Origin of the sequence: Rhizobium sp. ZX09 (assembly GCF_017357485.1) — a bacterium.
In the GTDB taxonomy this organism is placed as follows: Bacteria; Pseudomonadota; Alphaproteobacteria; order Rhizobiales; family Rhizobiaceae; genus Agrobacterium; species Agrobacterium pusense.
Genome location: NZ_CP031363.1, coordinates 974841 through 987246, shown reverse-complemented (window position 1 = coordinate 987246; position 12406 = coordinate 974841). Strand labels below are relative to the sequence as shown.

At 60.2% G+C, this 12406-nt stretch carries 11 protein-coding genes; 8 read left to right on the top strand and 3 right to left on the bottom strand.

Features of this window, described 5'->3' with window-relative positions; all coding sequences use genetic code 11:
* The first annotated feature begins 8 nt into the window (after positions 1-8).
* A complete protein-coding gene (dprA, locus tag BTN45_RS04805) occupies positions 9-1151 on the top strand; it encodes a DNA-processing protein DprA (protein ID WP_207589122.1) in 1143 nt (380 codons plus the stop codon).
* Here dprA and BTN45_RS04800 read toward each other — a convergent pair.
* On the bottom strand, positions 1104-1337 hold the full coding sequence (locus tag BTN45_RS04800; protein ID WP_004441372.1) for a hypothetical protein: 234 nt from the start codon (positions 1335-1337) through the stop codon (positions 1104-1106). The two genes, dprA and BTN45_RS04800, sit on opposite strands and share 48 nt — an antisense overlap.
* Before the next feature lie 260 nt (positions 1338-1597).
* Between BTN45_RS04800 and topA the strand changes: the two genes are divergently transcribed.
* From topA to rpmG, 6 genes are all read left to right on the top strand, one after another.
* Positions 1598-4282 carry a type I DNA topoisomerase gene (gene topA, locus BTN45_RS04795; protein WP_034495748.1) on the top strand — a complete coding sequence of 895 codons (2685 nt, stop codon included), beginning with the start codon at positions 1598-1600 and terminating at the stop codon, positions 4280-4282.
* On the top strand, positions 4279-6633 hold the full coding sequence (gene rnr / locus BTN45_RS04790) for a ribonuclease R (RefSeq protein ID WP_112554946.1): 2355 nt from the start codon (positions 4279-4281) through the stop codon (positions 6631-6633). Before topA ends, rnr begins: the two co-directional genes overlap by 4 nt.
* A gap of 42 nt (positions 6634-6675) precedes the next feature.
* On the top strand, positions 6676-7119 hold the full coding sequence (locus BTN45_RS04785; protein ID WP_004441365.1) for a DUF983 domain-containing protein: 444 nt from the start codon (positions 6676-6678) through the stop codon (positions 7117-7119).
* A gap of 18 nt (positions 7120-7137) precedes the next feature.
* Positions 7138-7806, top strand: coding sequence for an NUDIX hydrolase (locus BTN45_RS04780; RefSeq protein WP_113381056.1), 669 nt, complete (start codon positions 7138-7140; stop codon positions 7804-7806).
* A gap of 17 nt (positions 7807-7823) precedes the next feature.
* The gene (locus BTN45_RS04775; protein ID WP_006698003.1) at positions 7824-8990 is read left to right on the top strand and encodes an MFS transporter; all 1167 of its coding nucleotides are present in this window, start codon (positions 7824-7826) and stop codon (positions 8988-8990) included.
* A gap of 89 nt (positions 8991-9079) precedes the next feature.
* Positions 9080-9247 (top strand): 50S ribosomal protein L33, encoded by a 168-nt coding sequence (rpmG, locus tag BTN45_RS04770; protein ID WP_003496403.1) that lies wholly within the window; start codon positions 9080-9082, stop codon positions 9245-9247.
* A gap of 889 nt (positions 9248-10136) precedes the next feature.
* On the opposite strand, the gene BTN45_RS04765 is transcribed toward rpmG, so the two are convergent.
* Both BTN45_RS04765 and BTN45_RS04760 read right to left on the bottom strand, forming a co-directional pair.
* Positions 10137-11507: a PleD family two-component system response regulator gene (locus tag BTN45_RS04765; protein WP_004441356.1), complete on the bottom strand. Its 1371-nt coding sequence runs from the start codon at positions 11505-11507 to the stop codon at positions 10137-10139.
* 18 nt (positions 11508-11525) lie between these two features.
* Positions 11526-11897: a response regulator gene (locus BTN45_RS04760; RefSeq protein ID WP_003521498.1), complete on the bottom strand. Its 372-nt coding sequence runs from the start codon at positions 11895-11897 to the stop codon at positions 11526-11528.
* A gap of 131 nt (positions 11898-12028) precedes the next feature.
* On the opposite strand from BTN45_RS04760, the gene BTN45_RS04755 reads away from it, so the two are divergent.
* Positions 12029-12337: a DUF3572 domain-containing protein gene (locus BTN45_RS04755; RefSeq protein WP_004441355.1), complete on the top strand. Its 309-nt coding sequence runs from the start codon at positions 12029-12031 to the stop codon at positions 12335-12337.
* Positions 12338-12406 lie beyond the last annotated feature (69 nt).

The following is a 12406-nucleotide window of genomic DNA, read 5'->3' as shown; positions in this document are numbered from 1 at the left end:
GATATGCCATGCCGCATGAGGAAACGACACGGCAGGGCATAGAGCTTTCCGCGCGGCAGCGGATTGCCTGGTTAAGGCTGATCCGCAGCGATAATATCGGTCCCGTCACCTTTCGCGAACTTATCAATCATTTCGGGAGCGCTGAAAAAGCGCTGGATGCCCTGCCCGAACTGTCGCGCCGTGGCGGTTCGTCGCGCAGTCCGCGCATCGCAACACAGGCAGAGGCGGAACGGGAGCTTGAGGCGGCCGAGAATTTCGGCGCGCGTTTCGTCGGCATCGGCGAACCGGATTATCCGCCGGCCCTGCGGCATGTGGACGGCGCGCCGCCGCTGATCGCCGTGAAAGGATCGGCGGATACGGCGACGAGAGCCTGCGTCGGCATCGTCGGTTCGCGCAACGCTTCGATCAACGGCGCAAAATTCGCCGCCATGCTTGCGCGCGACTGTGGTCGGGCCGGTTATACGATCGCCTCGGGGCTGGCGCGCGGCATCGATGCGGCGGCCCACAGGGCGAGCCTTTCAACGGGCACCGTGGCAATGCTGGCAGGCGGTCTCGACCGGCCCTACCCGCAGGAAAATTTCGGACTTTTGCAGGAGATATACGATCAGGGCGGCGCGACGATCAGCGAAATGCCTTTCGGCTGGGAGCCGCGCGCCCGGGATTTCCCGCGGCGCAACCGGTTGATCGCGGGCGTGTCACTCGGCGTCGTCATCGTCGAGGCGGCGGAGCGTTCGGGCTCGCTGATCACGGCGCGGCTTGCCGGTGAAGCGGGACGACTGGTGTTCGCCGTGCCCGGCTCGCCGCTCGACTTGCGCTGCGAAGGCACGAACCGGCTGATCAAGGAAGGTGCCATGCTGACTACGGGAGCGGCCGATATTCTTGATGCACTGCGACCATTGATGGAGCCGCAATTGCCCAATGAGCGGAAGATCGAGGAACCGCAGCAGGACGCTGAAATGTCACCACCGGGAGACGACGAGCGCAGCATCATCGCCGCTGCTCTCGGTCCCTCGCCCGTGGAGATCGACGACATCATCAGACACACGGGTTTCTCCGCCGCCACCGTTCATCTGGTGCTGCTGGAGCTCGATATTGCCGGGCGTCTAAACCGGCATGCCGGGGGGCGCGTGTCGCTCTTCATCGCGGATTGAGAGTTTGCGCCTTCCGCTCTGGATATCGCCGACTTCGACATAGGCCATCTCGATGAGATAGCACAGCATATCGGCACCTTCCCGGTGGGCCACCTGCCGCAGCTCCGCCAGCATCTGGCGGATGTAAGCCAAGTTCTCCCGGGTCCCCTCATTATCGGCATTATTGTTTGTTGCGTTCGGGACCATATATTTATCCTGGGAATGCCGGACTGAAACGAAGAGCGTCAAGTAGATTCAAATGATGTTGCCCATCATAACCAATTTACCAAAGATTGCAATACAACGATAGATTATCCATAGGTTGCAGTCGTCTCAAAGCGAGAAAATCGGGCTTGCCTCTTGACCAGCGGGCATTACCTGTCCATGTCGAATTATAAAGAAGGCCAATTGCGGCAATAGGCTGCAACCGGTGCCATGTTAGCGGACCAGTTCCAGAGAAGAACAATATGAATGTCGTCGTCGTAGAATCTCCTGCCAAAGCCAAGACGATCAACAAGTATCTTGGCTCGGGCTATAAGGTTCTTGCATCCTTTGGCCACGTCAGGGACCTTCCTGCCAAGGACGGATCGGTGTTGCCTGACCAGGATTTCGAAATGTCCTGGGAAGTTGACAGCGCCTCCGCCAAGCGCATGAAGGATATTGCCGATGCGGTAAAATCCTCCGACGGCCTCTTTCTGGCAACCGACCCGGATCGCGAAGGGGAAGCCATTTCCTGGCATGTTCTCGATCTTTTGAAGAAGAAGCGGGTTCTCGGCGACAAGCCGGTGAAGCGCGTCGTCTTCAACGCCATCACCAAGAAAGCGGTGCTGGACGCGATGGCGAACCCGCGCGACATCGATGTGCCGCTGGTGGACGCCTATCTCGCCCGCCGAGCGCTCGACTATCTCGTCGGCTTCAACCTCTCTCCGGTTCTGTGGCGCAAGCTGCCGGGTGCGCGTTCGGCCGGCCGGGTGCAGTCCGTGGCGCTGCGTCTCGTCTGCGATCGCGAATCCGAAATCGAGCGTTTCGTTTCCGAAGAATACTGGAACATCAGCGCACTTTTGAAGACACCGCGCGGTGACGAGTTCGAGGCTAGGCTGGTTTCGGCCGATGGCAAGCGATTGCAGAACCGCGCCATCAAGACCGGCGACGATGCGAACCGGCTGAAAGCGCTGCTCGAAGGCGCGACCTACGTGGTGGATAGCGTCGAGGCGAAACCCGTCAAACGCAATCCCAGCCCTCCCTTTACGACCTCGACGCTGCAGCAGGCGGCTTCTTCGCGGATGGGCTTCGGCGCCTCGCGCACCATGCAGGTGGCGCAGAAGCTTTATGAAGGCATCGATATCGGCGGCGAGACCGTCGGTCTGATCACCTATATGCGTACCGACGGCGTGCAGATGGCCCCGGAAGCGATCGATGCTGCGCGTAAGGCTATTGGCGAGCAGTTCGGTGGCCGTTACGTGCCGGAAAAAGCGCGTTTCTACTCTACCAAGGCCAAAAATGCGCAGGAAGCGCACGAGGCGATCCGCCCGACCGATTTCAACCGCACACCGGATCAGGTGAAGCGTTACCTCGATGCCGACCAGCTGCGCCTTTACGAGCTGATCTGGAAACGCGGTATTGCGAGCCAGATGGCGTCAGCCGAAATCGAGCGCACAACGGTTGAAATTCTCGCCAGCAACGGCGGCGAGAAGGCTGGCCTGCGCGCCGTTGGCTCCGTCATCCGCTTCGACGGCTTTATCGCCGCTTATACCGACCAGAAGGAAGATGGCGAGCAGAGCGACGATGGTGACGACGAAGGCCGTCTGCCGCCGATCAATGAGCGCGAGAACCTCGCCAAGCAGAAGATCAATGCCAGCCAGCACTTCACCGAGCCGCCGCCGCGTTATTCGGAAGCGTCCCTGATCAAGAAGATGGAAGAACTCGGCATCGGCCGTCCTTCCACCTATGCGGCGACGCTGAAGACGCTGAGCGACCGCGAATATATCGTCATCGACAAGCGCAAGCTGGTGCCGCATTCGCGTGGCCGGCTGGTGACGGCTTTCCTCGAAAGCTTCTTCACCAAATACGTCGAATATGATTTTACCGCCGCCCTTGAGGAAAAGCTCGACCGCATCTCCGCCGGCGAACTGGACTGGAAGCAGGTTCTTCGCGATTTCTGGAAGGATTTCTTCGCGCAGATCGAAGATACCAAGGAACTGCGCGTCACCAACGTGCTGGATGCGCTGAACGAGGTTCTGGCGCCGCTGGTGTTCCCGAAGCGCGAGGATGGTTCCGATCCGCGCATCTGTCAGGTTTGCGGCACCGGCAATCTGTCGCTGAAGCTCGGCAAATACGGTGCCTTTGTGGGTTGCTCGAACTACCCTGAGTGCAACTATACCCGCCAGCTGACCTCCGATGGCGCGGAAGCTGAAGCCGCTGCTCTCAACGAGCCGAAGGCGCTGGGCGCTGATCCCATGACCGGCGAGGAGCTGACGCTTCGCTCCGGCCGTTTCGGGCCCTATATCCAGCGCGGTGACGGCAAGGAAGCCAAGCGCTCCTCGCTGCCGAAGGGCTGGAAGCCTGAGGATATCGATCACGAAAAGGCGTTGGCGCTCATCAACCTGCCGCGCGATATAGGCAAGCACCCGGAAACCGGCAAGATGATCTCGGCTGGTCTCGGCCGTTACGGACCTTTCCTGCTGCATGATGGTTCCTATGCGAACCTGGAGAGTATTGAGGACGTGTTCTCGATCGGCCTCAACCGCGCCGTGACCGTGATTGCTGAAAAGCAGAGCAAGGGTCCGGGACGCGGCCGTAGCGGCACGCCCGCTGCTCTCAAGGAGTTGGGCGACCACCCTGATGGCGGCCCGATCACCGTTCGTGACGGGCGCTACGGCGCCTATGTAAACTGGGGCAAGGTCAACGCCACCATTCCCAAGGGGCAGGATCCGGCATCCGTGACGCTGGACGAGGCGCTCGTGTTGATCGCCGAGCGCATTGCCAAGACCGGCACCGGCGGCAAGCCCGCCAAGGCCAAGAAAACAACCGCCAAGAAGGCCGATGGTGACGCCGCTGCAAAGCCGAAGGCGACCAAGGCCAAGGCGGCGACAAAGAGCAAGACGGCCGCCAAGCCGAAGGCAGCGGCCAAACCCAAGAAGGCAGCAGAGTGAGCAAAGCGCCGCGTCAGAGACAGGGTTCCGCCAGCGACGGTTTCGGACGCACCGGGCGCGGCAAGCGGGTGACCGAAGGTGAAGGCATCATCCACGGCGAGGTGCCTTCGCGTGAAGTGCTGCTGAAATTCATCGCAGACCATCCGCAACAGGCCTCCAAACGCGAAATTGCCAAGGCTTTCGGGCTGAAGGGTGAAAACCGCGTTGTCCTCAAGGCGCTGCTGAAGGAACTTGAAGTCGACGGCATGGTGCACAAGAGCCGCAAGTCGCTGACGCGACCGGGCGGCCTGCCGCCTGTGACGGTTCTCGACATCACGACCCGCGACAAGGACGGCGAGCTGATCGGCCGCCCGGCGGAATGGCCTGAGGATTTGGGCGCAGCGCCGGCCGTGCTGATCCGCCAGTCCTCGCAGGACCGTGGCAAGAAGGCCCCGGCCGCCGGTCTCGGCGACCGTATTCTCGCGAAAATCTTCCCCTCGAAGGAAAGCACCGGTCCCGCCTACACCGCCCGCGTCGTCAAGCTGATCGACCGCCGCCAGAATGCACTGCTCGGCGTGTTCAAGGAGACGCCCGGCGGCGGCGGACGGCTGATGCCGATCGATCGCCGCGGCGAGGAAATGGTCATCGATCCCGATGGCGTCGGCGATGCCAAGGATGGCGATCTGATCGAGGTCGAAACCTCGCGCAACAGCGGTCGTTACGGCCTGACGCGTGCGAAGGTTCTCTCGGTCATCGGCTCCGTGGCCTCGGAAAAGGCGATCTCCATGATCGCAATCCACGCCCACGGCATCCCGCATATATTCCCGCAGAATGTTCTTGCCGAAGCGGATGCGGCCAAGGCAGCGACGATGTCCCACCGCGAGGACTGGCGCGACCTGCCGCTCATCACGATCGATCCGGCCGATGCCAAGGATCATGACGATGCGGTCTATGCCGAACCGGACACATCGCCCGACAATCCCGATGGTGTCATCGTCACCGTCGCCATTGCCGATGTCTCCTGGTATGTTCGGTCGGGTTCGCCACTGGACCGCGAGGCGCTGAAACGCGGCAACTCCGTTTATTTCCCGGATCGCGTCGTACCGATGCTGCCGGAGCGTATTTCCAACGATCTCTGCTCGCTGAAAGAAGGCGTCGACCGCCCTGCCCTTGCGGTGCGGATGACTTTCTCGAAGGAAGGCCGCAAGGCCGGCCATACCTTCCATCGGATCATGATGAAGAGCGCCGCCAAGCTCTCCTACCAGCAGGCACAGGCGGCGATCGACGGCAAGCCCGACGACAAGACTGGACCGCTGCTGGAGCCGATCCTCAAGCCCCTGTGGCACGCCTATGAGGTGATGAAGCGAGGCCGTGACCGGCGCCAGCCGCTGGAACTCGACATGCCCGAGCGGAAGATCAAGCTTCGCCCTGACGGCACCGTCGACTCCGTGGTCATTCCCGAACGTCTCGATGCGCACAAGCTGATCGAAGAAATGATGATCCAGGCAAATGTCGCCGCCGCCGAGACGCTGGAAAAAAAGAAACAGCCGCTGGTTTACCGTGTCCACGATGCGCCCACGCTTTCCAAGCAGGAGGTGCTGCGCGAATTTCTCGGCACGATCGGCATTACCATGGCCAAGGGTGCGGCCATGCGCGCCAATTCCTTCAACGGCATTCTGGCACGCGCTCTCGACACGCCGCACCAGATCATGGTCAACGAGATGGTGCTGCGCAGCCAGAGCCAGGCTATTTACAGCCCCGAAAATATCGGCCATTTCGGCCTGAACCTCATGAAATATGCCCATTTCACCTCGCCGATCCGCCGGTATGCCGACCTCATCGTGCATCGCGCGCTGGTGGGTTCTCTGGGGCTAGGCGAAGGCGGCATCACGCCACAGGAAGAAGCGACACTCGACGACATCGCCGCTGAAATCTCGACCTTCGAGCGCCGCGCCATGGCGGCCGAGCGCGACACCGTCAACCGCCTGATCGCCCATCATCTTTCCGAGCGGGTCGGCGAGGAATTCGAGGGCCGGGTCGGCGGTGTCACCAAGGCGGGACTATTTGTCGCGCTTCCGCAGTTTGGCGCTGATGGTTTCGTTCCTATATCTACACTCGGAACGGATTATTTCCTGTATGACGAAGCCCATCAGGCTCTCACGGGGGAAAAGACCGGTCTTGGTTATCAGCTTGGCGACACGGTGCAGGTAAGGCTCGCGGAAGCGGTGCCGCTGGCGGGTGCGCTCAGATTCGATATGCTGAGTCCCGGGCGGAAGATGCCGGTGGGCGTGCGCTCGTTCCACAAGGCCGGACGGCGGACAGCACGGGCTGCCGCCAAGCCCGGAACACGGCCGCCGAGAAGGCGACGATAACAAAGCCGCCTCAGCGGTTGAACGGACGGGAAGGACTTAAGGATGAGTGCACATCAGGGCTCGGAGACAGTTACCTTCGGAGACGACAGCGCCGAGCGGCCGCTTGGCCGGTCCATCATGCGCGGCATGGCCAATCGCTGCCCGGCCTGTGGCAGCGGCCGCCTCTTCCGCGCGTGGCTGAAGCCGGTGGACGCCTGCGCGGCCTGCGGCGAGGAAATGCACCATCATCGGTCGGACGACCTGCCACCCTATATCTCCATCGTCATCATCGGCCACATCGCGGTCGGCGGCTTCATGATGACGGACATGGTTCTAAACATTCCCATGTGGGCTCATTTCGCCATCTGGGTACCGATCACAATTCTGGCCGCGCTTCTGACGCTGCAGCCCATCAAGGGCGGCGTCATCGGTCTGCAATGGGCGCTGCGCATGCATGGCTTCGACGGGAAAAAACCGCAGATACAGATAGACGGCTCCTCGCACTGACGCGCGCGGGTCTTGTACATGCCCCGGCATTCCACCAAGGCGGAAGCGGCAAGCGCGCCATTGCGGCCGCGCGATGCCGCCTCCCTCATTCTGTTCGACCGATCCGGCCCGACGACACGGGTGCTGATGGGCCAGCGCAGCAGCGCCCACGTCTTCATGCCCGGCACTTATGTCTTTCCAGGCGGCAAACGCGACCCGCGCGACCATGCGCTGCCCTTTTCCGGCGATCTGCATCCCGCTGTCCTTGACAGCCTGACGGCGTCGGCTTCGCGGCGCCTGAGCGTCGCCGGGGCAAGGGCGCTGGCGCTTGCCGCCGCGCGCGAACTTGTGGAGGAAACCGGGGTCGAGCTTGGGCCGGCCACTGAAGGTCCGGACCTCTCCTGTTTCCGCTATGTGGCGCGCGCCATCACACCGCCCGGCAATGTCAGGCGTTACGACACGCGATTCTTTTGCTGTTACGCCGACGAATTGCGGCTGGATATCCGGCTAACCCGGGATTCCGAAGAGCTTCACAACGTGCAATGGCTTGACATGACAGACCTTTCCGGTCTGAACATGCCGAAAATCACGCGTACGGTTCTCGAAGATGTCACAAATTTCATGATAGGTGATCCCTCACTGCCCTATGAAAGCCCCGCGCGGCTTTATGTCACGCGCCACGGCCAGTTCATTCGAGACTTTGTATAAAGGCCGTCATGTCACAAATGAAATGCGAAGAAGCGGATGCCATTCACTGGCCCTCACTGATCGCCGCCATTTCCGCCATCAGTGCGGTCGGCGTCGCCATCGGCCTTGGCCTGCCGCTCCTGTCGATCATCCTTGAGAAACGCGGCATCTCCTCCACCATGATCGGGGTGAACTCGGCCATGGCCGGCGTCGCGGCCATGATGGCGGCCCCGGTGACCACCAAGATCGCCCATGATTTTGGCGTGGCCCGCACCATGTTGTTTGCGGTTTTCATCTCCGCGCTGAGCGCGCTCGGCTTTTATTTCGCCGATGCTTTCTGGATGTGGTTTCCGCTGCGAATCGTCTTCCATGGCGCAACCACCACGCTCTTCATCCTCTCCGAATACTGGATCAACATGACGGCGCCGCCGAAGAAGCGCGGTATGGTTCTCGGCATCTACGCCACCGGCCTTGCGGTCGGTTTTGCCGTTGGTCCGCTTCTGTTTTCGGCGGTTGGCAGCGAAGGCATCCTGCCTTTCCTCGTCGGGGCGGCAATCATATTGCTTGCGGCAATTCCCATCTTCATGGCGCGTGGTGAGAGCCCGGAACTGGACGAGCGGCCCAACCACCATTTCGTCCGTTATGTCTGGCTGGTGCCGATGGCATCAGCCGCCGCTTTCGTCTTCGGCTCGGTACAGGCAGGCGGCCTTTCGCTGTTTCCGATCTATGCCACCAGAGAAGGCTTCAACGAATCGCAGGCGGCCCTTCTCCTTACCGTGATGGGCATTGGCAACATGGTCTTCCAGATACCGATCGGCCTGCTTTCTGACAGGATGAAAGACCGGCGGACGATGCTGGGCCTGATGGCCCTTGCCGGCGTCTGCGGCACGCTGGCCCTGCCGTTCCTGGTGGAAAGCTGGATCCTGGTGGCGGCACTGCTGCTGTTCTGGGGCGGCCTCGTTTCCGGCATGTATACGGTCGGCCTTACCCATCTCGGGTCGCGTCTGAAGGGTGCCGACCTGGTGGCCGCAAATGCCGCCTTCATCTTCTGTTACGCCATTGGTACGATCGCGGGGCCGCAGGCCGTGGGCATTTCCATGGACGTCGCCGGAACCGACGGCTTCGCTTGGTCGCTGGCGGTATTTTTCGGGCTCTACGTGGTCCTTTATGCCGTCCGTTTTGTTTTCCGGGCAAAACAGGCTTGACTTTTCAGGCGCGATACGTAGTTTCGCGCCAGATTTAGCCGAGGTGAGAAGCGCCTGCGGCTTCTCTTTTGTTTAAAGGCAGGACGACCATGGCGAAAGCTACAACAATCAAGATCAAGCTGCTGTCGACAGCCGACACCGGTACCTTCTACGTCACCACCAAGAACAGCCGTACGTTCACGGACAAGATGACGAAGACGAAGTACGACCCGGTTGTACGCAAGCACGTCGAATTCAAGGAAACCAAGATCAAGTAATTTCTTGATCGGTGTTCCGGCAAAAGCGCGCCCCCACGGGCGCGTTTTTTGTTTATGCGGATACAGGCCATTCGCTCAGCAGAACGCCCTGTCGACACGGCTTCACGCCTGGCCGGCTGCCCCACCTGATTCTCTCCGCCGCGCCGGCGACAACATATGTTGCAGGTTTGATACCACTGCCCCCCATCAGCGGCCACAGGCCGTCCGATTGCCCGGCGGGGCAAAGGAAAACGCCGACGGCTACCCCTACGATGCGGAACGTGATTGTAAGAGAAAGCGACGGCGTGTCGACTTCACGGCGTTGGGAATGCCGCCGATCTTTTCAAAGCGAGCGATGCTCCAACGCATCAAGCAGGGAATAAGGCGGCCGGCCAACGATGCGTTACGGCACGAGGAACCGAATCGAACATCGTCAGCCGACCGACCCCACGATTCAGGAGATGCGGCGGACCTGAGCATCATGGGGCATTCAAACTACGCAAAACCAGCCCCTGACAAGCGAAACCGCAGCGGCACACGCCGCTCTCATTCCATCATCAAAAGACGGAAGAACCGCCGGAAGAACTGTTACTCTCAATAAGGAGTGTGCGCAGAAGTAAAATAAAAATCAACAAATTCTTAAGCCAGCGACAAGTCACCTGAAAAACATGGTTAAATATACAACGCTGGCACACTATAGTTTTTCACGGGATTGAATTCAATATATTTTTCAACTTGAAATCTAGTTGCCTCGCGCGATTTCGCCTTTTCATTGCATGAACTTAAAATACAGGCGAAGTCAGGGACTTGGCTCCTAAAGACCGGACTTTCCTTTGCCGTTTTCTTGGGACGTCCGAAATTATTTTGGACGGCGGTGCAATTCTCCCGCACCGCTACTTCGCAAAGCCGTTCAGGCGGCCGCCGATACGACGCGGTTTCGGCCGGCGTGTTTAGCCTCGTAAAGCGCCCTGTCAGCCTGCCTCAGCAGTTCGTCCGGCGTTCCAAAGGCGCCGCTGCCGGATGCTATGCCGAGCGATGCCGTGATGCTCAGTTCACGATCGATGGAACGGACGTAGAAAGGCTTGTCTTCCACGATCGTCCGCAGGCGTTCGGCAACGCTCGCAGCAAGCTCTATCGGCGTGTCCGGCATGACGACGACAAATTCCTCGCCGCCGTAGCGGCAGGCGAGATCGGCGCCGCGGACCGTGCTGCGGATGCGTGCCGCAAATTCCCGCAGGACTTCGTCACCCACATCATGACCATAGGTATCATTGACCAGCTTGAAGCGATCTATATCGGTCATGCAGATGGAGATCGGGCGGCCGCGGACAGCGGCGCGGTCGAAGAGTATCTTGAGATGATTGTCGAGATAACGACGATTGTTGAGGCCGGTCAGGCCGTCAACGATGGCGAGCTCCATGGTGTGCTGGAGATTGAGCCGCAGATGTTCATTGTAGCGTTTGCGCCTGATCTGCGTCAGCGATCGGGCAACGAGTTCGTTGGGATCGATCGGACGAAGGATGTAATCGTTGACGCCGAGATCCAGCGCGCGCGCCACCATGTCGTCGGCCCCCTGCTCCGCCACGAGGAGCAACGGAAGGAAACGGGTCCGCTCCAGCGAGCGAAGCTGCGAGCACAGTCTCAGCGGATCGTAATCTTCGAAATTCGAATTGACGATGACAAGCTCGAAGGGATTGCCTGTTGCCTTGAGCAGGGCCGCCTGCGGCTCCGTGACGGCATCCACCTCTGCGACCGGCTTCAGCGCCCGAACGATGCGCTCCTGCGAGCTGGCGCGGCCATCCGCAACCAGAATCCGGCCCGGCGTCTGCATCAGCCCATCGCTGCGCAGCATCTCTTCGATGCCAATCTGACGGGCCGCTTCGGCGCGCACGCGCAATTCGTCGCTAACGGCCTTCAGGCGCACCAGGCTTTTGACGCGGGCGATCAACTGCAGGTCATTAACCGGCTTGGTCAGGAAATCATCGGCGCCAGCCTTCAGACCCCGCACGCGATCCGAGGGCTGATCCAGCGCCGTGACCATCACAACGGGGATATGCGCCGTATCCGGATTGGCTTTCAGCCTTTCGCAGACTTCGAAACCATCCATCCCCGGCATCATGATATCGAGGAGGATGATATCGACCTGCTCTTTATCGCAGATGGCAAGCGCCTTGAAGCCATCCTCGGCGGTAACGACATCGAAATACTCCGCCACCAGCCGGGCCTCGAGAAGCTTCACATTGGCCGGAATATCGTCAACAACCAGAACTCTCGCCGTCATAACCGTTCCCCAGTCGCCTCACGCATCGCCCAGATAAGTCTTGATGACTTCAATGAACTTCGGGACGGAAATCGGCTTCGACACATAGGCCTCGCATCCACCCTGGCGAATGCGCTCCTCGTCTCCCTTCATGGCGAAAGCGGTGACCGCGATGACCGGAATGACATGGAGCTCGTCATCTTCCTTCAGCCACTTCGTCACCTCCAGCCCCGAAACCTCCGGCAGCTGGATATCCATGAGGATCAGATCCGGCCGGTGCTTGCGGGCGAGATCGAGCGCTTCCATGCCGTTGCGTGTCTGGATCGTCGTATAGCCAGACGCCTCGATCAGGTCGCGAAAGAGCTTCATGTTCAGCTCGTTGTCTTCGACTATCATGACCTGCTTGGGCATGGTGAGCAGTCCCCGTTTCGCTTTGAAACCTTCACCCAGACATATAAGTTGGCTGAGAACCGATTCCATCGTCCATTTGTTGCGCAAGGCTAGAGGGATTTGGTTTCAAAATAGGTAACTTCAGGTGAGAAATGCTGCGCGATACAAAAAACAAAGGCAATGCCAGCCAGGATCCGCAAGAAACGGCGGCCGCCATACTTGGCTGGCTGGCAAACGAGCCGGAAATGCTGGGACGCTTTCTGGCGTTGAGCGGATTACAGGCCAATATGCTGCGCCAGGCCGTCAGCGATCCAGGTTTTCTGGCGGGACTCACCGATTTCCTGATGAGCCACGAACCCGATCTCATGGCGTTCTGCGCCGCAACTGACACGTCGCCCGAAACGGTGGCTGCGGCCTGGCACCACTTTTCCGGACCCGGGCTGGATTCGGGTGTGTATTAAGGGAAGAGCCCTTGAGCCGTTGTTACAACCGGAGTATGGTCGGCGACGTTCTGGTTTTGTTTTCGGCCC